This window comes from Pedobacter anseongensis (assembly GCF_037482965.1).
GTDB lineage: Bacteria > Bacteroidota > Bacteroidia > Sphingobacteriales > Sphingobacteriaceae > Pedobacter > Pedobacter anseongensis.
In genome coordinates, this window is the sequence record NZ_JBBHKB010000001.1 from 612600 (window position 1) to 635713 (window position 23114).

General features: G+C 36.9%; 22 protein-coding genes. 4 read left to right on the plus strand and 18 right to left on the minus strand.

Annotated elements, in window-relative coordinates; genetic code table 11:
* Positions 1-119 precede the first annotated feature (119 nt).
* From WG904_RS02840 to WG904_RS02850, 3 genes are all read right to left on the minus strand, one after another.
* Positions 120-260, minus strand: a complete 141-nt coding sequence (locus tag WG904_RS02840; RefSeq protein WP_339577768.1) for a hypothetical protein — start codon at positions 258-260, stop codon at positions 120-122.
* Between the two features lie 100 nt (positions 261-360).
* Positions 361-1035 carry a hypothetical protein gene (locus WG904_RS02845; protein WP_339577769.1) on the minus strand — a complete coding sequence of 225 codons (675 nt, stop codon included), beginning with the start codon at positions 1033-1035 and terminating at the stop codon, positions 361-363.
* Between the two features lie 190 nt (positions 1036-1225).
* Positions 1226-1507: a hypothetical protein gene (locus WG904_RS02850; protein WP_339577770.1), complete on the minus strand. Its 282-nt coding sequence runs from the start codon at positions 1505-1507 to the stop codon at positions 1226-1228.
* A gap of 221 nt (positions 1508-1728) precedes the next feature.
* Between WG904_RS02850 and WG904_RS02855 the strand changes: the two genes are divergently transcribed.
* Complete coding sequence (locus WG904_RS02855; RefSeq protein WP_339577771.1) at positions 1729-2355, plus strand: hypothetical protein; 627 nt, start codon at positions 1729-1731, stop codon at positions 2353-2355.
* Between the two features lies 1 nt (position 2356).
* Here WG904_RS02855 and WG904_RS02860 read toward each other — a convergent pair whose 3' ends face one another.
* From WG904_RS02860 to WG904_RS02910, 11 genes are all read right to left on the minus strand, one after another.
* Positions 2357-2662, minus strand: a complete 306-nt coding sequence (locus tag WG904_RS02860) for a GNAT family N-acetyltransferase (protein WP_339577772.1) — start codon at positions 2660-2662, stop codon at positions 2357-2359.
* Between the two features lies 1 nt (position 2663).
* Positions 2664-4193 carry a sulfatase family protein gene (locus tag WG904_RS02865; RefSeq protein WP_339577773.1) on the minus strand — a complete coding sequence of 510 codons (1530 nt, stop codon included), beginning with the start codon at positions 4191-4193 and terminating at the stop codon, positions 2664-2666.
* 116 nt (positions 4194-4309) lie between these two features.
* The gene (locus tag WG904_RS02870; RefSeq protein WP_339577774.1) at positions 4310-6721 is read right to left on the minus strand and encodes a M56 family metallopeptidase; all 2412 of its coding nucleotides are present in this window, start codon (positions 6719-6721) and stop codon (positions 4310-4312) included.
* On the minus strand, positions 6708-7079 hold the full coding sequence (locus WG904_RS02875; protein ID WP_339577775.1) for a BlaI/MecI/CopY family transcriptional regulator: 372 nt from the start codon (positions 7077-7079) through the stop codon (positions 6708-6710). Before WG904_RS02875 ends, WG904_RS02870 begins: the two co-directional genes overlap by 14 nt.
* A 182-nt stretch (positions 7080-7261) precedes the next feature.
* Entirely contained in the window at positions 7262-8380 is a 1119-nt protein-coding gene (locus WG904_RS02880; RefSeq protein WP_339577776.1) for an ABC transporter permease, read from the minus strand.
* Positions 8377-9483, minus strand: a complete 1107-nt coding sequence (locus WG904_RS02885) for an ABC transporter permease (protein ID WP_339577777.1) — start codon at positions 9481-9483, stop codon at positions 8377-8379. Before WG904_RS02885 ends, WG904_RS02880 begins: the two co-directional genes overlap by 4 nt.
* A gap of 67 nt (positions 9484-9550) precedes the next feature.
* A complete protein-coding gene (locus tag WG904_RS02890) occupies positions 9551-10291 on the minus strand; it encodes an ABC transporter ATP-binding protein (RefSeq protein ID WP_339577778.1) in 741 nt (246 codons plus the stop codon).
* Positions 10284-11204, minus strand: coding sequence for an ABC transporter ATP-binding protein (locus WG904_RS02895; RefSeq protein ID WP_339577779.1), 921 nt, complete (start codon positions 11202-11204; stop codon positions 10284-10286). Before WG904_RS02895 ends, WG904_RS02890 begins: the two co-directional genes overlap by 8 nt.
* 3 nt (positions 11205-11207) lie before the next feature.
* Positions 11208-12140: an HlyD family secretion protein gene (locus WG904_RS02900; protein ID WP_339577780.1), complete on the minus strand. Its 933-nt coding sequence runs from the start codon at positions 12138-12140 to the stop codon at positions 11208-11210.
* A 22-nt stretch (positions 12141-12162) separates the two neighbouring features.
* The gene (locus tag WG904_RS02905) at positions 12163-13422 is read right to left on the minus strand and encodes a TolC family protein (protein WP_339577781.1); all 1260 of its coding nucleotides are present in this window, start codon (positions 13420-13422) and stop codon (positions 12163-12165) included.
* A gap of 67 nt (positions 13423-13489) precedes the next feature.
* A complete protein-coding gene (locus WG904_RS02910; RefSeq protein WP_339577782.1) occupies positions 13490-14098 on the minus strand; it encodes a TetR/AcrR family transcriptional regulator in 609 nt (202 codons plus the stop codon).
* A gap of 231 nt (positions 14099-14329) precedes the next feature.
* Here WG904_RS02910 and WG904_RS02915 point away from each other — a divergent pair, with 231 nt between their 5' ends.
* Entirely contained in the window at positions 14330-15493 is a 1164-nt protein-coding gene (locus tag WG904_RS02915) for an MFS transporter (protein ID WP_339577783.1), read from the plus strand.
* A 2-nt stretch (positions 15494-15495) separates the two neighbouring features.
* On the opposite strand, the gene WG904_RS02920 is transcribed toward WG904_RS02915, so the two are convergent.
* The 4 genes from WG904_RS02920 to WG904_RS02935 form a co-directional block, all read right to left on the minus strand.
* Positions 15496-16665, minus strand: a complete 1170-nt coding sequence (locus WG904_RS02920; protein ID WP_339577784.1) for a sialidase family protein — start codon at positions 16663-16665, stop codon at positions 15496-15498.
* A gap of 20 nt (positions 16666-16685) precedes the next feature.
* Positions 16686-17558 carry a DMT family transporter gene (locus tag WG904_RS02925; RefSeq protein ID WP_339577785.1) on the minus strand — a complete coding sequence of 291 codons (873 nt, stop codon included), beginning with the start codon at positions 17556-17558 and terminating at the stop codon, positions 16686-16688.
* A 165-nt stretch (positions 17559-17723) separates the two neighbouring features.
* Positions 17724-19655 carry a heavy metal translocating P-type ATPase gene (locus tag WG904_RS02930; RefSeq protein ID WP_339577786.1) on the minus strand — a complete coding sequence of 644 codons (1932 nt, stop codon included), beginning with the start codon at positions 19653-19655 and terminating at the stop codon, positions 17724-17726.
* A gap of 167 nt (positions 19656-19822) precedes the next feature.
* A complete protein-coding gene (locus WG904_RS02935; protein WP_339577787.1) occupies positions 19823-20242 on the minus strand; it encodes a Fur family transcriptional regulator in 420 nt (139 codons plus the stop codon).
* Between the two features lie 101 nt (positions 20243-20343).
* Here WG904_RS02935 and WG904_RS02940 point away from each other — a divergent pair, with 101 nt between their 5' ends.
* Positions 20344-20664 carry a DUF6660 family protein gene (locus tag WG904_RS02940; RefSeq protein WP_339577788.1) on the plus strand — a complete coding sequence of 107 codons (321 nt, stop codon included), beginning with the start codon at positions 20344-20346 and terminating at the stop codon, positions 20662-20664.
* A gap of 117 nt (positions 20665-20781) precedes the next feature.
* Complete coding sequence (locus tag WG904_RS02945) at positions 20782-22992, plus strand: TonB-dependent receptor (protein WP_339577789.1); 2211 nt, start codon at positions 20782-20784, stop codon at positions 22990-22992.
* The last annotated feature ends 122 nt before the right edge of the window (positions 22993-23114 follow it).

The window sequence follows — 23114 nt, forward strand, 5'->3', positions numbered from 1 at the left end:
TTTTTACTTCCATCACTTTACCTTGCTTGCAGCTAATTTCGGCCATAAAGCCCATTACGTGGCTCTCTATCGAATAGTCTATAGTAGACGTTAATAGCGCTGGATTTTTTTGAGATACTTTAGGTATAAATTTCGTGCAAAGGGTTGGTTGGAATTTTATAGCTATAGGTATTCTCGGCTATCTTGGCCAATACTTCGGTACTGATAAGGGTTGAACCAAGGCTTAAGCTTTGGGTTTTTAGAAGATTTCTGCTATTCATTGTATTTAAGGCTATTCGTTATAATACCTTTATTCGTATTTCAGTAAATAATGTGATTTAGAAAAGCATAAAACACATTAAATTAGTTAAAATATCATAACTACTTTGCCTTTTTAATAATCAATCTAGCCACTTGTTTATAATGGTCGCTATCCCATCCGTAATGGTATTTAATATACATTTTAGCAAGGGTAGCCAATGTTACCAGTCCATTATGCTCTCTGTAAAGTACTTCGTTAAGAATTAATTGAGCATTCTTTAGCAAGGCATAATTTTGCTTCACTTCGTTAGTTTTTTGGTAAAGACTGGTATAAAAATCTTCCAGTTTAGGAATTTTAAGCTCGGATTTTTGAGGGAGGTAAAATGGGTTTTCTTTTAAGAGTTTGATGACTTTACTAAAATTTTTCAGCATGCTATCGTAGTGCTCTTGAAGCGCAAATGGCTTACCCATTACTTTTTGGGTTTCCAGTAACATATATAGCTCAGTTTCGTTAATATTGATGGCAGATTGAAGGACTTTGTGTATTTTGAGGTTGAGGAATTGTAACGTTTCGAAAATTACATCGCAACTGTTGGTAGAATGAATATATTGATGCGTTAGTTGGTTTACATAGGCAATAGCGACTTTTGTGTTTTGAGAAACAATGGATAAGGAACCGAGTTGAATACTGCTTTTTGCAGGGTTGTAGCCCTTACTAAATTCCGAAATTTTTGCAATTAACGTATCGAAATTAGCGAGGTTGCGAACATGGTTATTTTCACAAGTAAAACGCATTAATTTTATTAGTTTAATGATTTATAATGTATTAATTATCATTAAGTTATAAAAATTAAAACAACAAATTCTACTTATAAAAAAAGTATAATTTAGATTAAAAAAGTATTAAAATGGTTAACGGGAATTATGAAAATTGAGTTGAGATTTTTTGATGAATTAAAAAATTATTGATAAGGCAAAATGAAACTTAGTTTGTATAAATCCCCTCATCTAACAACAAACCTTTACACCCAGTTGCAGTTTCTACGGTATGAATATATTTATAGCAATGGCCAAACTGATCATAAACCTGGTCGATTAATTTAATAGAAATATCGGGCGAATGAAAGCATACGCTATCTTGTAAACAAACAAATTTATGTTTATCTAAGCTCATAAAATCATATAAATATCCTTCGTTTTGCAGCTCGATAATTCGGCTGGTAATTACGCCATTAATTTTTCTGATTTTAGACAAGGTTGCTTTCATAATAAAATTTTTAATCGATTAATGACATTTGATTGTAGTAACTACAATAACAGCAACCACTTACAATAGTTTTAACTTTGTTTTAAAATTCTAATATTATAAAACAATGGATACACTATTTAACTACGTTGGCGAGGTACGTTAATCGAAGTAAGAAAAATAAAGTTACAATTGATGTAACGGTTTGTGTAGAATAATCGTCTTACTTTGAAAGTAATTTTATGAATACCCGTTATATTTTTCTAATTGCCTTCTTCATTTTTAGCGCAACCGCTTGTAAAAAAGAAAATAATTCAGCCATTGATCCCCCTAAAATAGAAATTCCTGACGTAGAAGACTCACCGACAATTTCTTATAAATTAATTAACCAAAAATTAAAAGCAGCTGACATTAAACCCATGAATTTGGATGTTAATGATGATGGTATTGTAGATTGCTCGTACTTTATGCAATATGTATTCTTATCAGGCAAGGTTCACTTATATGCTGGTGTAAATCCTGTGTATGGGGCTGCAACCAGTTCAAACGAACCAAATGATAACGAGTATCTAAATATGGGATTAGCGCATACTTTCGCTCCAAAAAAACCAATTAAGAACGATCTAACCTGGTCTAATGAGTTCTCCCTTCTAAGCGATCGAATTGATGAAACGAATGGCAGTAAAACGTATGCCGGCAATTGGGGCAATGGAGAAGCACAAATGATGTCGGTACGTTTGCCAATTAAAGGCAAAATGCACTATGCTTGGGCGCAGTTAAAATTTGATAAAGCTACAGAAGAACTCGTTCTTATTGATGTGGCATGGAATACTCTTCCAGAGCAAGAGATTAATGCCGGAGCCAAGTAAATTAATCAGCCGCTTCATCACCATCCCAAACGTCTTCAAACTCTTTCGGATGTCGCCTAAATTGGGCATGCACATACGGGCATAAAGGAACAACTTTGATATGCTTTGCTCTTGCATGCGCTACCATTGTGTTGAGTAATAGTTTGGCCAAACCTTTACCCTCCGCTTTTGGATCTACCTCGGTATGGTAAACAAAAAGATACTCCTCATCTATTGCAACAACCATTTCGGCGAGTTTTTCTCCATTTTCCTTCAGCAGAAATGCCCCTCTGCCGAGTTCGTTCACTACTAATTCGGGTTCATTCATGTTATTTTTGAGTTAATATATGTATCGCCACCTCATCCTTATTTAAGGTAGCAAAATCAATGAGTTGTTTCTTCAATGTCGTGGTAATAGCTTCCTGTCCTTTTTTCGCAAATAGGTTGGTGTTCTCGTTAGGGTCGGTTTTCAAATCATACAATTCCCAAAAATTTTCTTCTCCATAAAAGCGAATCAATTTATACCGATGGGTACGAATGCCAAAATGTTTCATTACACTATGTTCGCCTGGATATTCGTAATAGTGATAGTATACCGCATCTCTAAATTTTTCTGTTGGCTTTTTTAAGATTCCCATAAACGATTTTCCTTGCATAGCGGCGGGTATCGGTATGCCTGAAGCTTGTAAAAGCGTGGGCGCAAAATCTACATTCGACACCAATTGTTGCATCACCGTGTTAGGTTTAACTACCCCTGGATAACGAACAATAAACGGTGCGTGCATCGATTCTTCGTACATAAAACGTTTATCAAACCACCCATGCTCTCCCATATAAAAGCCTTGGTCGGAAGTATAAATTACTATGGTATTGTTGGTAAGATTATTTTGATCCAAATAGTCTAAAACTCTTCCAACATTTCGATCTAATGATAGTGTGGTACTCAAATAATCGCTCATGTAGCGTTGGTATTTCCATTCAGTTAAGGCATCACCAGTTGGCTTTAACGTTAAGAATTCTTCTTCAATTTTATCATAATAGGCATTCCACAACTTTCGTTGCACAGGGTTCATTCGAGCAGTAAAAGAGGTTGCCGTATTTACCTTATCGGTATCGCTTTTCATTTTAAGATCGTAGCCCAGTTTCATAGTACGCCTGATGTTTAAATCCTGTACTTTAGCCGCATTACGCCCTTCATATGTATCGTAAAAATTAGCAGGAAGCTTAAATTTTATGTGGTCGAATTTACCAAGATCTTGTATGTCGGGCATCCAAGTACGATGGGGTGCTTTCTCACCAATTATGATGCAAAAAGGCCTATCCGTATCACGTTTGGCTAACCAATCTAATGCAATATCCGTAGTTAAATCGGTACAATAACCGGTTAACTTGCTCGTATCGCCTTTCATGCTAATAAAGGAGGGGTTATAATATTGACCCTGTCCAGGTACAATATTCCAATAATCGAAGCCTTGGGGATACGATTTCAAATGCCATTTCCCTATCCAAGCCGTTTGAAAACCGGCGTCCATCAACCGCCTAGGAAAAACATCTTGTGCCGCATCGAACTCGTCGCGATTGTCTTTTAAACCGTTCATGTTGCTATACTTGCCCGTTAATAAACTTGCTCTACTGGGCGCACAAATAGAGTTGTTTACAAAAGCGTTCTTAAAAACCGCCCCCTCCTTGGCTATTCGATCGATATTGGGTGTTGCACCATAAGTGGCCCCATAGGCACCAATTGTAGAAAGTGCATGATCGTCTGATAGGATAATAACGATGTTTGGCCTAACGGAGGTTTGAGAAAACGCCCCGAAAGCTAATATATGAAAGAGAAAAAATAAACCGACTTTATTCATTTAAAAGCACTATTATACCCTAAATATAGAGAAATAACTTTTAAAGAACCTTAATTATCCTCCCAATTCTTAATAAAATAATAGTACTGTATCTTCTGCATTTTTACATCAGATCTTTATTTATTCTTTGCTCCGTTAAACGATTTCAGTTGAATGTATTTCTGCACGTCTTTCGAATCAAAGCCCTTTTGTTTCATATCGGCTACATATTCTGGCGTAATGCCTTGCGATTTCAAGGAGTAATATTGGTTATAGGGGATATTTTTATAGCCCAAAGCCATAAATCCTTTGATAAATTCGGGTGTTATACCTTGACTTTTGAATGTATAAAGGGTATTAAAAGGAACGTCCTTTAAACCAATTTCCTGAAAGCTTTTGATGTAGGCAGGGGTAATACCTTGGCTTTTTAGGGTGTACAACGTGCTAAACGGAATGTCTTTTAAACCTATATCTTGAAAACTTTTGATGTATGCAGGTGTTAGGCCTTGTACCTTTAAAGTATAAAAAGTAGTATAGGGTAAATCTTTTAAGCCAATTTCTTGAAAACTTTTAATGTATTCGGGCGTAATACCTTGGTTCTTAAAGGCATAAATTGTTGATGTAGTTAGATTAGCTAAGCCAATATCTTGATAGCTCTTCACCAAGTCGGCCGTAATATTTTGAGATTTTAAGGTATAGAGTTGACTGGTGGTTAAGTTTTTCATCCCTATATCCTGAAAACTCTTAATAAACTCAGGAGAAATATTTTGTGATTTGAGCGTATAAATTGTTCTTGGATTCAAATCCTGAAAGCCTGCATCCCGTATAGCAGCCATGTAATTCGTATCAACTTTCATTGCCTTTGCGCTAATAATTTCGCTTGGGGTTGGCTTTTCTTGCTTAGTTTCAACACTGCCCGGAACAGGTCTCTTTAGGGTAGCTTTTTGTAAACTGTTAATGTAACTTCCCGTAATTTTTTGTGCTTTAAAACTTATTAACTGCTGAACGGTAAGATCAGTATAGCCCGCTTTACGAATATCATTTACATAAATACTATCAATTTTCATCGATTTTAATGAAATCAAATTACTTGCAGTAATATCGATATATCCTAATTTCCTCCAATACTTAATGTATTCGGCATCAATTTTAAAGGCCGACATGGAGATAATTTGACTTTTACTTAAATTTTTAAATCCATTGTCGTTTAGAAACTGAACATATTGTCTCTTTACATCCATCATAAAGAAAGATACATATTCTTCATCTTCCATATCATCGATTCCTTTAAAAGCGAGAAACGCCTTAAAATCTTTATTAGGTACAAATTTAAAGCGCCCAAACCCCTGATCGTTGTCAAATTTTCCTGTAAAAGTTACCGTACCTGCTTCTCTTGTTACCGTAAAATCTGTTTTTGTAGCGCTAGGTAAGGCCGAAAATTCGCTCACATTAAATGTAGCACTATTTGACCATCGGTAGTTACGATCGATATACTCATCACTTTTAAATTCTACTTGCACCTTATCGTCTTTAATGGTCGCAAACCAAAGGCCTTTTGCAGCACTTATTAACATCAAATCTTTCACATTTAGTGTCGATTCAGTTGCAGGGACACTACTCATGGCAACTGGTTTATTTAAACCACAAAGTAGCAAAGCCATTAATGGCACTAACACAAAGTATTTCCACATCGTGTGAACATTAGATTTTTTAGCATTCATCATTACAATTCGTTTTTTTAAGAGCGATTGGTTATAGTTGGTGGTAATATTCATCGATTGGTTCGGCACTGCTACTTTTAGCAAGCTTAATTGATACCCTTCCATTTCTACCTTGTACTCGTGCAAAACTGAATCATCGGCCAAAAATTCGAGATTACTTTCTAATGCTTTACGGTATAGCCATGCAAACGGGTTAAACCATTGCACCACAAGCACAAGTTCTGCCAAAATGAGATCGAAGCTATGCCCTTGCTGAACATGGACCTTTTCGTGTATCAAAATTTGATTGTAAGTTTCCCAATCGTATTTTGTGGGGTTGATAAAAATGGTGTTTCCAAAAGAACAAGGCGCTTTATTGCCATCCAATTCTACAATGCGGTAAATTCCATCCTTAATTACAGGTTTTCTATACGCCTGATATAAAAGCACGAGAACTTGGATTAATAAATTGATGCTGAGTACGACAAAACCACACCAATACACCCAAAATGCCCATTTTATGATACGATCTGTAAGTGGAACCTCGGGCACTATTATTTTGTGTACGGGCACTAAATCGGTTTGTCTTTGTGATATTGCAGATTCTGAAACGCCTAAAGCAGTTGTTTGTTCTGCAATAGGCAATGTATTTACATTTGCCATTTCTTCTTGAGGCCTTAGCGAATAGTGTTGTGGAACAGGAATAAGCGGCAAAAGAAATGCAAGCAACAAGCAGGTTAACAGCACTACTCTATTTAGTTGATAATAGGTTTCTTTATGCAGAAATAATTGATAAAAAACCAGACAAACGGCCAAAATAAGGGCTACATGTAAGCTATAAGGTATCATCTTTTTTTGCTTTAATAATACGCATGATGTCGTTTAATTCTTGGTCTGATAATTTTTGCTCCTTCGCGAAAAAAGCAAGCATATTGGGATAAGAATTATCAAAATACTGGCTTACAATGTCTTTCATTGCGTGTTTCTGATAATCTTCTTTCGAAATAACTGGAAAGTACTGAAAAATATTACCAATCGTCTCGTGATCTAAGAAACCCTTTTCTTCAAGGATTTTTACCATAGTAGCTACCGAATTATAATGGGGCTTGGGATCAGGAAGTTCAGGAATAACTTTTTTGATAAAGGCTTTTCCGATGGCCCAAAAAACCTGCATAATTTGTTCTTCTCTTTTAGCTAGCTTTTGCATGGTATAAAGTTGTTTCTAATGGGATGCAAGCCCTCACAAGCATTTTCAATTAGCAAGTAACGCTTAACATGGTTTGCATACGTCTTCATTTATAAATCTAATTTAATACTAATCAATTAGTATTGCAACTAATCGATTAGTATTTTTTATAAATTATTGATTTACAGATGAATAATTTTAAACTAACTTGTCTTTTTATAATTTAAAATAGCCCAAACATTTAAAAATAAAGCGAATGCACCGATGCGCAAAAGTTTTGGTACAACATCATTAAAACCGCTTCCTTTTAGCACAATCATTCGCATTACTTCTATGAGGTAGCTAACAGGGTTAAATTTGGCTACAACGATTGCCCAGTTTGGCATACTTTCTATGGGTGTAAATAATCCCCCCATGAGAATAAAAATCATCATAAAAAAGAACATGATAAACATGGCTTGTTGCTGCGTATCACAGAAGGTAGAAACCAATAAGCCAAAGCCCAATACGGCTAGCAAATACACCGCAATAAAACCATACATCAAGAACAAGCTCCCTTGAGGAACAATGCCATAAAAAAGATAAGAAACCACCAAGCCTAACGTAAAAACTACATTCCCCAATATCCAAAATGGGATGAGCTTGCCTAAAATAAAATGATGCTTTTTAATGGGGGTAACATTAATTTGCTCAATGGTGCCCACTTCCTTTTCTTTTACGATATTTAAGGCCGACAAAAAGCCTCCAATCATGGTTACCAAAATAGCCAAAATACCCGGCACCATATACATTCTATAATTAAGATGCGGATTAAACCAATTTTCCGGAACAATATCAACGGTTGGCTGCTCTAAAAATTTTCCTTGTTGTAAAAGCTCTACTCTTAATTCGCTATTGTAACTTTTAATAATCTGCATAAGATAGGCGCCGCCCAAGTTGGCTTTTGTACCATTAATCGCATTTACTGCAATGAGCAACTTTTGCTCATTTTCTCTGATTAAATTGCGCTCAAAGCCTCGAGGGATTTCTAATATAAGATCTACTTTATCCTCCTCAATTAATTTAAATGCATCCTTATACGAAAAATTATAATCGACCAGTTTAAAATAGCCCGATGCAGTTATTTTAGAGATTAATTTTTGTGAGTAGGAAGAATGATCGTTATCAATAACAGAAATATTAATGTTTTTTACTTCATAATTTGCTGCTAAAGGCAAAATAATCAATTGCATTACTGGCATCACCATTACCATGGCCAAAATAGATCGGTTTCTAAAAATCTGCTTAAATTCCTTTTGCAGTAAAAATTTTATCGTTCTCATGCCAAGCGTATTTTAAAACTTTTTAAACTTATCGTAAGCAACACTATCCATATGCCAAATAAAATCAAGGTTTCTTTCCAGATCGAGCTAAATCCCAATCCCTTAATCATGATCGATTTCACGATAATATAATACCACTTTGAAGGAATGATGTTCGAAATAAATTGCAAGGGTAAGGGCATATTTTCTATCGGAAACATAAAGCCACTAAATAAAATTGTGGGCAACATCATCCCCATTAACGAAATTAACATGGCTACTTGCTGAGAACTTGTTTTAATGGAAATAAAAATGCCTAAGGTTAAACAGGTGAGGATAAACAAGGTGCTTTCGGCAAAAAGCAATACCACACTTCCGTTAACAGGTACATCTAAAACAAAGATGCTTACCAATAAGATACTCGTTACATTAATGAGCGAAAGCAATAGATAAGGCACAGCTTTAGCCATAATTACCATAAGTGGACTAAAGGGCGACACCAATAATATCTCCATCGTACCTGTTTCCTTTTCCTTTACAATCGAAACCGCGGTCATCATTACACAAACTAACATCAAAACCAAAGCCATTACCCCCGGCACAAAATTTGGCGCACCTTTAAGCTGTGGGTTGTACAACATTCTGATTTCAGGAAGAATTTGATAGGGTATTTTTGCAGTCGGAGTTAGTTGGCTCATTTGATCTTGAATAATTGAGCTTATGTAATTGGTTAATGTGGTGGCATAATTTGGATCCGTAGCATCTACAATAATTTGCAGTTGTGCATGATGTTGATGCAGCAAATCATGTTTAAAGTTCGGCGGAACAATTAAGGCTAACTTAATTTCACCTGCGCTAAAAGCTTTGGTAATTTGTTGATGATTTAAACTATTTTGCTCTACTTCAAAATACGTACTGGCTTCAATTTTTGAAACCAATTGACTTGAAAAATTATCTCTTGCTTGATCCAGAATGATGATTTTCGCATTTTTCACTTCATTTGTTAACGCAAAGCCAAAAATCAGGATTTGCACAATGGGCATTCCAAAAAGAATTAATAAGGTCTTCTTATCGCGCAATACGTGATAAAATTCTTTTCTAATGAAGCTGAAAAATTGTTTCATCTATGTATAATTTTGTTTTAATGGTTAGATGGAGCCTTTGATGATTGTCGGGTTCATAATTAATTATCTAATCACTTCGTTTTGCTCCTCTTGCCAATTCATAAAACACCTCGTCCATCGAATTCGCATGATACTGCTTTTTCAAATTAGCTGGTGTATCCATAGCTTTTATACTTCCATCAACCATTAACGAAATTCGATTGCAGTACTCGGCTTCGTCCATATAATGTGTAGTTACGAAAATGGTGATGCCGCTATCGGCCGCATCGTAAATCATATCCCAAAATTGGCGACGAGTAACTGGGTCTACTCCACCAGTTGGCTCATCTAAAAAAACAATTTTTGGCTCATGCAAAATGGCAACAGAAAACGATAGCTTTTGCTTCCAGCCTAACGGAAGCGCAGCTACTAGTTTTTTCGCTTCAGATTGCAGGCCTAGTTGAGTGATAAGCTCGTCTGATTTTAGTTTAAGCTGCTGATTGTTAAGACCATATATACCACCAAAAAAACGAATATTCTCTAAAACAGTAAGATCTTCGTACAACGAAAATTTCTGGCTCATGTAGCCAATATTCTTTTTAATCTGCTCTGTTTGCTCATAAACATCGAAGCCGGCAATAGTGGCATCGCCAGAAGTTGGTGTAGATAAACCACAAAGCATGCGCATCGCTGTAGTTTTACCAGCCCCATTAGCGCCTAAAAAACCAAATATTTCTCCTTTGCTTACTTCAAATGTAATTTCGTTGGCCGCAATAAAATTGCCAAAACGTTTGGTAAGTTTATCGGTTTTAATTACAGGCTCACTCATGTTTAGCTTTTAATAATTTGATAAAACAATCTTCAACGGTAACTGCAGTTTTTTTCAGTTCGATATTTTGCAATCCTTTTTGTTTTAAGTGATTTATGATTTGCTGTTCACTCGTCCAATTATCCTTAAATGAAACATGCACATATTCACCGAAAGCATAGCTATTGAGAACCTCATCACTGTGTTGCAGTGTTTTTAAAAGTTGATGCATATTCTCGTGTTTAATGGCGTAAAGTTGTTCTGGATACGCCTTTATAATTTCATTCGGTGTATCTACCGAGAGTAATTTTCCCGATTGGATTAAAGCAATTCGATCACATAAATTCGCTTCATCCATATAAGGAGTAGATACGATTATGGTAATATTTTGTGCTTTCAGTTTTTTAAGCATTTCCCAAAATCCCTTCCTCGAAACCGGATCTACGCCGGTGGTAGGCTCGTCTAAAAACAGGACCGTTGGCTTGTGAATTAATGCACAGCATAGCGCCAATTTTTGCTTCATTCCGCCCGATAATTGTCCGGCTCTACGCTTTTTAAAAGGTTCGATCTGAACATAAATTTCTTGGATTAGATGATAATTTTCTGTTACGGTAGTATTAAAAACCGTGGCAAAAAAATCGAGATTTTCTTCGACACTTAAATCTGGATAGAGCGAAAACTTACCAGGCATATATCCCACGGTGTTTCGTATCATTTTATAATCCTTCACCACATCAAAACCGTTTACTGTAGCCCATCCACCATCTGGCAATAATAAGGTGGTTAGCATTCTAAAAATGCTTGTTTTTCCGGCACCATCTGGGCCTATGAGACCAAATATCTCTCCTTTCTTTACCGAAAAAGAGACTGAATCAACCGCAATAACGGTTTTATCGTATATTTTTTTCAGGTTTTGAACTTGTACGGCATCCATCATTTAAAGTTTTACATCACCATACATCCCAATTTTAAGATAGCCATCATTTTTAACTTTAATCTTTATTGCATACACTAAATTGGCACGTTCATCGCTGGTTTGAATGGTTTTTGGTGTAAATTCTGCTTTCGTGCTGATCCATTCAATCGTGCCTGGAAGGGTTTTATAACTGTCTTTGGTTTGGTCTACCAAAACCTTAACATGTTGGCCGATTTTAACTTTGCTCAATTGATCAGCTGTAAGATAAGCTCGGAGAATCATACTCGTTAAGGCTGCTACTTTATAAATAGGTTTTCCTATCGTTGTAACCTCATTAACTTCAGCGTATTTTGTTAATACCGTGCCATTAATTTCGTTAACTAATTTACATTTTGCTAATTGATCGTTAAGCTGCTGCACTTGAATAGATAAAGGGCTTGTTTCTTCAGTTAAGCTTTCTGAATTAACGCTCAATGTAGATTTCTGAGCGGCGATTTGCTTTTTTAGCACGGCAATAAGTGAAGTGGCATCGTCTAATTGTTTTCTTGTAGCCGCATCAGCTTTATATAAATTTTCGGTACGTTTTTGCTCGCGGTCTGCTTGGTTTAGCTGTTCGTAAAGTGCAGCAGTTTGGGCGTCGATATTTGGCTTCTTACTTAATACTGCCTTTACTTGGGCTAACACTTGCTGCTTTCTTAAATGAAGCTGTACACTATCAATATACCCCACAATTTGTCCAGCTTTTAACACGTCGCCCTCTTCAATGTTCAATGCTTTAATGGTACCAGTTGCTTCGGCCGAAACGATGGTTTCTACGGCCTCAAATGTGCCTGAAGCATCGTAAGGCTTGGTTTCATTTTTACATGCTGCCAGTGTTATAACAGCAAATAGCAAAATGGCTAATGGCCGATAGCTAACCGTCCATTGCTTGGATTCAAATCTGATAGTGCTCATCTGTTTAGTTTTATATTTTTATTTAATTTCCAATTGTTGTTTGTTGATTATATTGGGCCAAAAGCAATTGTATTTCATGGATAATTTTATTTTCTCGAGCTTGATTTTCGGCATTTGCTTCTCTTAAATAATCGTTGCTATTAATTACCCCATTTTCTAATTGGGCAATTGCTGTACGCTTAACTTTTGCGCGCAGGGCTATGATTTCAGAATCGGAATTTAATAATGTTTGAAATTTATTGATTTCTACATTTTGTTGGCTAATGGTCAGATTTGTATTAAAAAGAAACGTCTCCCTTTGAACCTCAATCGTTTTTCGATTAATATTAATTAAAGCTCTATCTTTCTTTAACGTGTAAAAAGTAGAGGGCGACCATGCCAATCGAATGCCGCTTATGTAATACAGGTCGAAGCTATTGCTCAGAAAATTTAAAGCTGGCTTTCCATATCCACCTTGAAAGAATATCGAAAATCTAGGCAAGCTTTTCGATATAAGCAAGGCATCTTGAACATCCAGATTTTTATGTTGAGTAGCATAGATTAGTAATTCAGGCCGTTTTACTTCATTTTGTACCACAATAGGTTGCGGTTTAGCCAAAGTTTCGTTGGTCATGTCTTTTCCTATGAATAACCCTAACATCTGGATATAGGCGGTTTGAGCAGCCTGTAATTCGATTATGCGTTGCTTGTTTTTAAGTAAGTCTGCTTTAAGCACATCACCATTGCTTTTTAATGCTGTTCCATTATCGATTGCTGCCTCCACTTTTTTAAGCCCCAGTTCGATATCATTAATGAGGAGCCCATTTTGCTTAATTTGAGCTTCAATTAACAAGCTACCAAAAAACAATTGGTTTATCTTCTCCTTGAGTTGATAAAGCGATAGATCGAGTTTCTGTTGCTCGAGTATTGCATTAGTTTTTTGCAATTCCCTTTGTTGCTTAATTAGACCACCATCGTAAATTGATTGACTTATTTCACCTGCAACCTTATACTGATCTTTGCTTGGTGTGGGTACTGTAACATTTGGCAATCGAATAGGCAATTGCGTTACATCAGATTGATAACTAGCTTGTGCGCTTAACGTTATTTGCGGCAGGTATCCCTTCTCGAGATTGCTCAACGTATAGGCCGATGTAGTTTCGATGAGATTGCGCTGCTTTGCTAAGGGATAATTTTGCATAGCGAGTTGATAACAATCATCCAAAGATAATTTTTGCTGTGCATGCGTACTTAAGCTCACACCTATTAATGCGAGTACTATTAACGTAATTATCTGCTTCATATTAATCAATTTATTTGATATTTAGATTTAGTCATTTGATTAAACCCGTACTAAAAAATTTTGATGCTTATTCGAGCATCATTTTCATCCATTTAGCAGCTAGTGCCTTTCGATCTTCCATTAGTTGAGCAAACAGTTGCTCGTTTAAAATACCTGTGGCTTTAAAAACAGGCTTTACGATAAATGGGAAAATAATCATTCCTAAAAAAGTAATAAAAAATTGGAAAGGATTTACTTCTTTCTTAACCGCAGCAATCTGCTCTATAAAATGAGATTTTAGGATATAATTACCTAACTGAATATTTTTGGCAAAACGTTCTGGATTTCGGCTAATTTCACTTAATACAAAAAGAGGTAATTCTGGATTTGTTAAAAAAAAGTCCATGTAATTTTCGGCAATCCAGTGAATTTTTTCTTCTAGTGAGGTTGTTCGATTGTTAAGTGCCGGAGCTATAAAATTGAATAGCTGATGCACCTTCTCTAACATAATAATTTCGAAAAGCTTCTCCTTACTGCGAAAATAATAATTAAGCAATGCTAAATTTAATCCTGCGTGCTCGGCAATATCCCGGGTTTTAGTAGCCGCATAACCCTTTTTCATAAACACAATCCTTGCCGATTCTTTAAATTTTTCTTCGGTACTGAGATTGATATCCTTTTGGGGTTTTGCTGCCATGTCTACTATTCTGCTTGCCAAAGGTAACTGTTGTTTTTGAATTAATCAAATTATTTAATCAATTGATTAAAACAATTTTACGTATCAGCATTTATAAATAACTTTCGGCTGTTCGACGTTAATTTAATTCGGCTCAACGTATTTCTATCCTAACAATGCGGGTTGTGCGAATAGTGCGATCACGATTAAATTTTTTCATTTTTAACATTACCTTAGGGCAACTGTTCTCAGATGAAAAAAATTCTACCCATTATCGTAATTGCTCAATTTTTATGCACCTCATTGTGGTTTGCTGGGAATGCGGTTATGGGCGACATTATACTGCAGTTTCAGGTATCTTCAAGTTATTTAACCTACCTAACAAGCACAGTACAAGCTGGATTTATTATAGGCACCTTGCTGTTCGCCACTTTAGGCATTGCGGACAGATTTTCCCCTTCAAAAATTTTCTTTATCTGCGCAGTTATTGCGGCTACTTTTAATTTAATAATTTGCGTAAACGGAATACATTTAACACTCTTATTTGCTTGCCGATTTTTAACGGGGTTTTTCTTAGCAGGGATTTATCCTATTGGAATGAAAATCGCTGCTGATCATTATGAACATGGCTTAGGAAAATCATTAGGTTTTTTAGTAGGTGCATTGGTGCTAGGCACGGCCTTTCCTCATTTTCTTAAAAGTGGCTTAGCACACCTGCCTTGGAAGTACGTGATTTTTTCTACGTCTATGCTTTCATTTATTGGCGGTCTAGCTTTATTTATAGGGGTACCCGATGGGCCTTTTCGCAAGCGTGGACAGCAGTTAAAATTAGGTGCATTTATGCAGAGTTTTAGGAATAGTGAATTTAGGGCTGCTGCTTTTGGGTATTTCGGACATATGTGGGAATTATACACTTTTTGGGTATTTATTCCTGTTATTTTGGGCAATTATAGTCGGCATTTTAAAATCGAACTTAATATTTCTTTACTATCTTTTTCAATCATCTTTGCTGGAAGCCTTGCATGTGTAATTAGCGGATTAATGGCTCAGCGATTTGGCACTAAAAAGATAGCTACGCTTGCCTTGGCTATTTCTTGCAGCTGCTGTATCCTTTCTCCTCTATTCCTATTCAATAAGTCGCTCGTTTTACTGCTTACCTTTCTGCTCATTTGGGGAATGGTTATCGTAGCCGATTCCCCTCTTTTTTCTACGCTAATTGCTCAAAACGCAGCACTAACGCTAAGGGGTTCATCATTAACCATTGTAAATTGTATTGGCTTTGCAATTACCATTGTTAGCATTCAATTCATAAATGTTGTATTAACCGAAAAAAATGCACAATATATCTTTATGCTTTTGGCATTAGGCCCCATCTCTGGATTACTTTTGATGAACAATAAGGAACGAAAAAATTAAAATTAGTTAATATCTTTCGTTACAAAAACAATTTTTTGATATTCTTCCTTTTCAAATAGTATTCCAATTTTTTTCTCATTAAGCTTAACAATATCCGAATAAGCAGCAAAATTACTTCCTTTATAACCTTCAGGACTTTTTGCTATGGTTACATTTTTTGCCCAAGTCTTACCATCATCATTACTCACTCTTAGCGTTAAATTATCTCGTTTCTTGATGTCGGCTGCATTGCAAAAAATCAAGATCCTATTTCCTTTCTGATTTAAAAAAGACAACGTGCTTCCTTGGCAAACAGGATCTGGAAGATTAGGGTCAAAATAAGTGGTACTCCAAGTTTCTCCACCATTGTTACTGATGGCAATGATACGTTGTCTCACATTCCCTTGCTGGTTTCGAATATTCATTAACATGTCGTCTCCAGAAAGCTGTGCAGCCATAGCTTCGTTACTTCCTGCAAAACTGACATTTTCTGAAAGTTTAAAGGTTAAACCATGATCATCCGTAAAAAAGCCATGTGCTACATAATCCATACCTGCTTCTTGAGGCGGTCCGGCAGAATGATTTGCAGCAATGAAGATCCTTCCTTTGTATTTTCCGCTGTCAAACTGCAGGGCATGCCCGGGTGTATTAGCATAGCTGCGCCAATCTTCGCTAGCCCTATAAGCGGGGTTTACCTGCGGCATTTTAGGTCTGTGAACCTGACTAGTGATGTTTACTGGAGCAGACCACGATAAACCACCATCAACAGATGTTTTGTACCAAACTTCTCTTAAACCATTCCCCTTTCTTACTTCAGCCTCCTCGTTATTTCCTGTATTATAAAATAAAAATATTCGCCCTTTTGGATAGATCGGGTCTGTGAGGTCAAGAACCGGAGCAGGATTTCCAGCTTGAAGTTTATTATAATCGACTACTGTTTGCAATGGCGACCAAGTTTTACCTCTATCTGTACTCCTTTTTTGTACGATATCAATGTCGCCAAAATCACCTCCCCCATGTACTCTTCCTTCGGCAAATGCAAGCAAGTCGCCATTTTTTAGAACAATTATGGCGGGTATTCTATAGCTCTGGTGTCCTTCTTGGCCAGCCTTAAAAACAGGGACTTCATTATCTTGTGTAAAACCCCGAAGTACAGAGAGTAATGCGATCATTGTAATTAACGTTGTTTTCATTTCGTCTTTTTTTAAGGGATTTAGATTGATTTTTTAGCGATAAATAATCCCAACAATACCAACGCAACTCCAGAAAGGGTGTAGCGGCTAATTGCTTCGTTTGTTAAAAATGCCGCAATTATAAATCCGAACAACGGGCATAAAAACAACCACAATCCAGCGCTAACCGCATTGGTTTTTAGTAACCAAAGCCACAGTTGAACAGCTCCAATAGAAACTGGAATAGCCAACCAAAAAACCGAACTCCAGAAGGTTAAATCATACTGATTAAGTTGAGGTTTATAATATAAAATAACAAAGGGAATAAGCAAGACCCCACCAATAGCAGTTTGCCACCCATTAATGGTAAGTAAGCTTAAGTCGCTCCATTTCTTTGCCGAAAAATAAATCGCGGCAGCCGTGTAAGAAAGCATGCTCACAAATAAAATAGACAAACCCCAAGGGGTTACTTTAGCATGGCTAAATAAGGGCCAAGCGGCGCAAACTACGCCTAAAGTGCATACTAGCAAGGCAACAATTACCTTAATTGTTAGCTTCTTATTTAAGAAAAAAACCGAAAAAAAGCTGATGAGTACAGGATTAATAGCTACAGAAAGCGCGCCGATTCCTGCTGTAACTTCTTGCATCGCTACAATATAAAGACCAAGATAAATACTAATGTTTAAGGCTCCATAAATACCTACCTGCATCCATTCTTTTCCTTTCGGCAATCTGTTTTTTTGTACAATATGGGTGATGAATAACATCAACATCGCAGCTAAAGCAAACCGTGTGGTAGCAATAACCATGGGTTGTCCTACTGTTAAGCCAATTTTCGTTGCAGTTGATGCCGATGCCCAAAAGATGGCAAAGGTTAAGCCTGCTAAAAACCAGCGATATTGTTTATTAAACATTGTGCGAAAATAAGGTATTTGTTCTAAACTTTTTCTTGATAAAAAGTTTAACAAATCTTGAAGCGCAGCGGAAAGCATGAATACCAATAAAAATATTAACAGCAAATGAATAATCAAGGCTGTAAAGGCCGTCCTGTTGGGCGTTTAAGCATGACGGTTTTCCCGTTACAGTTTCATTCTTTGAATCCTCACTGCATTTAAAATTGCCAGAAAGGCAACACCAACATCGGCAATTACAGCTTCCCATAAATTTGCCACTCCGAATGCACCAAAGGTAAGCACCAACACTTTTACAAGCATAGCCAATACAATATTCTGCCATACAATGTTCCGTGTTAGCTTACCAATCTTTAGCGCTTGAACAATTTTAGAAATCTGGTCGTTTTGAATAACAATATCTGCCGTTTCTATCGCAGCATCACTACCTAAGCCTCCCATGGCAATGCCAGCATCGGCAAGGGCAAGTACAGGTGCATCATTTACTCCATCTCCAACAAAAGCAATTCTCCCCCCTGCGTTTTTTAGCCCTTCTACCTTTTCCACTTTTCCTTCGGGGAGCAAATCACCATAGGCACTATCAATTCCTAATTGCTTAGCTACTGCATTAACTACAGCTTGTTTATCTCCCGAAAGCATAACCGTTTTAATAGACAGTGCATGAAGCCCTTTTATGGTTTCTACTGCCTCTTCCTTTAACTCATCCGCAATGGTGATATAACCCACAAACTTCTTATCAACCGCTACCGCAACCAGCGTATCGGTTACTTCTTCTAGTTTTGCTGGATATTCGATTTTAAACTTCTTAAGCAGTTTTAAATTGCCTGCTAATACTTCATTCCCCTCAATAATTCCCTTTAGGCCATGACCAGAAATTTCTTCCACCATTGTGGCCCTTTCATTCCCACTACCTGCATATGCTATAATAGCCTGTCCGATAGGATGTGTAGAATTCTTTTCTAGAGCTGCAGCTATTTTTATCAATTCTTGCTCATCAAAATCGTTGACCACTACCTTTTGCACTTTAAAAACACCTTTGGTTAACGTTCCTGTTTTGTCCATTACCACGGTGTTAATTTTAGTCATCACATCTAAAAAATTACCCCCCTTAAAGAGAATGCCATTTCGAGATGCTAAACCTATACCTCCAAAATAACCCAGAGGTATAGAAACTACCAAAGCACACGGACAACTAATTACCAAAAAAACCAGCGCTCTATACAACCATTCATTAAATACATAGTGTTCTATAATTAAATAAGGAAGCAAGGTAAGTGCCAAGGCCATAAAAAACACAATTGGCGTATATATTTTGGCAAATTTCGAAATAAAGAGCTGCGTTTGCGATTTTCGGGATGACGCATCTTGTACCAACTCTAGAATCTTGCTCAACTTGCTATCTTTAAATAATGCGGTTACTTTTACTTCAGAAACGGTGTTAAGGTTAATCATTCCCGCTAATACAACCTCGCCCTTACACTTGCTATCGGGCCTGCTTTCGCCAGTTAATGCTGCCGTGTTAAACGAGCCCTTTTCTGATAACAATTCGCTATCTAAACCTACTTTTTCTCCGGGTTTTACCTGAATCGTTTCTCCTAATTTTACATCGGTTGAATGAACTAGCAATGTTTTTCCACCCCTCAGTACGGTTACCTTATCTGGCCGGGTATCGAGTAAAGCCTTTATGCTTGCTTTAGCACGATCTACTGCCGAATCTTGGAACCATTCGCCAATAGAATAGAACACCATAACAGCAACACCTTCTGCATATTCACCGATGTAAAAGGCGCCCAAAGTAGCTATGCTCATTAGTACAAACTCGTTAAAAATATCGCCTCGAGATGCCTTTTTAAAGGCCAAAACGAGCACGCTCCACCCTGCCAACAGATAAGCAACGCTATTTATTGCTAACGAAAACCATTCATTTAATTGGACGTGAAACCCATAATCGAGTGTTAATAGCACGATTAAAATGGCAAGGCCAATTAGCAGACCTATGTGCTGCTGTGAATCTCCATGATCGTGATCGTGGTCATCTGTATCATCATGAGTGTGTTTGTGTACTTGATTTTCTTCAGGTGGGCAACAATCCTTCATCATTTTTTAATTTATATATACAAATATACGGCCAGGTGGGATGCAATCGTATTGCATTGTTTTAGATTTCAACAGCAAGAACGCAAGGCTAATGCCCTAATGGTTCGTTTCAATCGCAAAGAATGCAAAACCAACTCAATCTTCTCTGTGTAAACTCCTTTTATCTGTGGTTAAAGACCCAAATTACACTCCGCACAAATCCCCTTTACGATTAACTGCGTTTCTACAACAGTATAAGAACCTGGAATTTGAACTTCTGGGATATGTGTTTTAGGTAAACAATGCGTTTCTTTACATTGTGTACAATAAAAATGAATATGCAAATCGTGATGGCCATCTACATCACATTCGTGCGCACAAAGTGCAAATTTGGTAACACCACTTCCATCATCAATACGATGAACCAGGCCATGCTCTTCGAACGTTCTAATGGTACGGTATAAAGTAACCCGGTCTGTTCGATCAAGGCCTAATTCTAAATCGGTAAGGCTTAGCGCTGAAGATTGCTTCAATAAAAAATCGAGCACGATTAAACGCATTGAAGTAGGGGCAATATTTTTTTCTTTTAGTTTAGCTTCTAACCCATTCATTGCATAAATATATTAATAGTTTTCCGTGATCGGATGACGATATTTTCCATGATCGGGTCACTGAACTGATAGAAACAAAAAAAAATGAGTAGTTTTGAGGCGTGAAAAAATTTGCGTTTGTCTTATCATTTATTGTATTTGTGCTTTCCATCGCACCTTGTTGTGCTTTGGCTGATCACGTAACACAAAGCGATTCGAAAGCCGTACTTAAACAACAAAAAAGCAGTCAAGACGAAGATTGTTGTCAAGATTGCTCTCCTTTTTACACCTGTGGTACCTGTGGAGGATTTATGGCCACTCCATTAATTAGTTTTACAGCACCGCAGCCCACATTACTCCCTATATTTTTCAACCTTCGCTATTTGCAATCTTTTGTTGATGGGATTGCGCAAAATATCTGGCAACCGCCAAAATTAAGTTAGAATTGAATCATCAAATTAACGTTCAATAGCCACAAATTGCAAAATTGATTTATAATTTGTGTGTTTGCGAATATCAACACCAAGCAATTCTCGAATATTACTTAATTTTAAAATACCATGAAGAAAACATTATGGTTATGGGCATTTTTGCTATGCCCTGTTTTAACCTATGCTCAACATACTTTTAAAGCCATCGTAAAAGATGCAAACACAAATACACCACTAGTAGGAGCTACCATAAAAATCCCCCAACTTTCTAGAAGTACTACCTCAGATAGTAGCGGAAACAGCCTATTCACTAATGTGCCTATGGGCAAATATATTGTCCATTTTACCTATATCGGCTACGAAAAAAGAATGGATACGTTAACCATTCCGGGAGATGAAACTAAACCCATAATTATTTTTATGCATCATGCAGCAGCGGAAGAAGAGTTGGATGAAGTTGTCGTATCGGCCACACGTAGTAGTAGAACTATCGCCAACATCCCTACCCGAATAGAAGTTTTGGTAGGTGAAGAAATAGATGAAAAAGCGAACATGAAACCAGGCGACATTAGAATGATGCTTGCCGAAACTACAGGAATACAAACCCAGCAAACCTCGGCAACAAGTGGCAATTCGAGCATTAGAATACAGGGTTTGGATGGAAAATATACCCAAATTATTCGTGATGGTTTTCCATTATACAGTGGGTTTTCTGGCGGATTGGGTCTATTGCAAATTGCGCCCTTAGACCTTAAACAAGTGGAAGTAATTAAAGGCTCTTCTTCTACACTTTATGGCGGTGGAGCGATTGCTGGACTGGTAAACTTAGTTTCAAAAACGCCTACCGATGAGAAACAGCTTAGCTTTTTGCTAAATGCAACTTCGGCTTTAGGGCTCGATGCGAGCGGCTTCTATTCACAGAAATTTAAGAAAACAGGAACCACTATATACGCAGCCTATAATCATGGTACCGCTTACGACCCTGTAAATATCGGGTTAACGGCCATTCCTAAATACGATCGTTTTACATTAAATCCGAAATTATTTTTCTATCCTTCAGAGAAAACTACACTTTCGGCGGGCATAAATGCAACCATTGAAAACCGTATCGGCGGAGATTTACAGTACATCAAAGGAAATGGAAGTGCTTCGCATCCCTATTTCGAAGAAAATAAAACCGGTCGGTATAATAGTCAATTGGAATTAAAACATTATTTCAGTAATCAGCAAAAACTAACCATTCGAAATAGTTTGAGCTATTATGATCGTTCGATCGCACTTCCAAATTATCGCTTTTCTGGCGTACAGCTTTCTAGCTATAGCGAGTTAAATTATATAAAAGAGGGGGAAACAACCGATTGGGTAATGGGGTTAAACTTTCTAACCGAAGATTTTAAGGAAGATAAACAAGTTAATTTTCCCTCACGTAGTTATCAAAATAGTACCGTAGGCGGGTTTATCCAAAATACCTTTACCACTTCCGAAAAACTAACTTTCGAATCGGGAATAAGGGGTGATTATCATAGCGATTATGGTTTTCTATTCCTACCCAAGGTATCTTTGCTATGGAAAATGAATACGCAATTTACCTTCCGCATTGGAGGTGGTCTAGGGTATAAAGGCCCTTCCGTTTTTACCGAAGATGCAGAGCGCATTCAATTTAGAAATGTATTTCCTATTGATGTGAGTAAAACCAAGGCAGAGCGTTCGTATGGTGCTAATTTCGATATTAATTATAAAGCACCTCTATTCAACGATCAAGTAGGTTTTAGCATTAACCAACTGTTTTTTTATACGCGGATAAATGACCCTATTTTACTAGTGTCCGACTTTGGAAGCTCATCGTACTCGCTATCGAGTACACCGGCAAATTTTTACTATGTGCAACCCAATGGCGATTTAAATACCAAAGGGATAGAAACCAATATAAAATTAACCTTTAAGGATTTCAAACTATTTGTGGGCTATACCTATGCCGATGTTAACCAACATATTGGAACTGCTTTCGTGGACTACCCTTTGGTCTCGAAGCATCGCTTAAACAATGTATTAATGTACGAAGTGGAAGATAAGTGGAAAATTGGAGCAGAAGCCTATTATTTCAGTACACAGAAGCTAAACGATGGAACGCTTGGCAAGAGCTATTGGACACCAGGTCTTATGGTCGAAAAACTTTGGGAACGATGCTCAGTATTCATCAACTTCGAAAACTTTATCGATACGCGCCAAACTAGATTCGACAGCATTTATACAGGGAGTATAACAAATCCTACATTTAGAGATATTTACGCTCCAGTTGATGGTTTTGTGATTAATGGGGGAATAAAGATTAGGCTATAATGGACATAAAAGGGCATCCTCACCTTAGTTTGGGTGCCCTTTTCCTTTAAATTAATAATAAATTAAAATTTTTCTTAATACCATAATTTTTTAGGCCATTTTTTTTCTTAAATATTCATTAT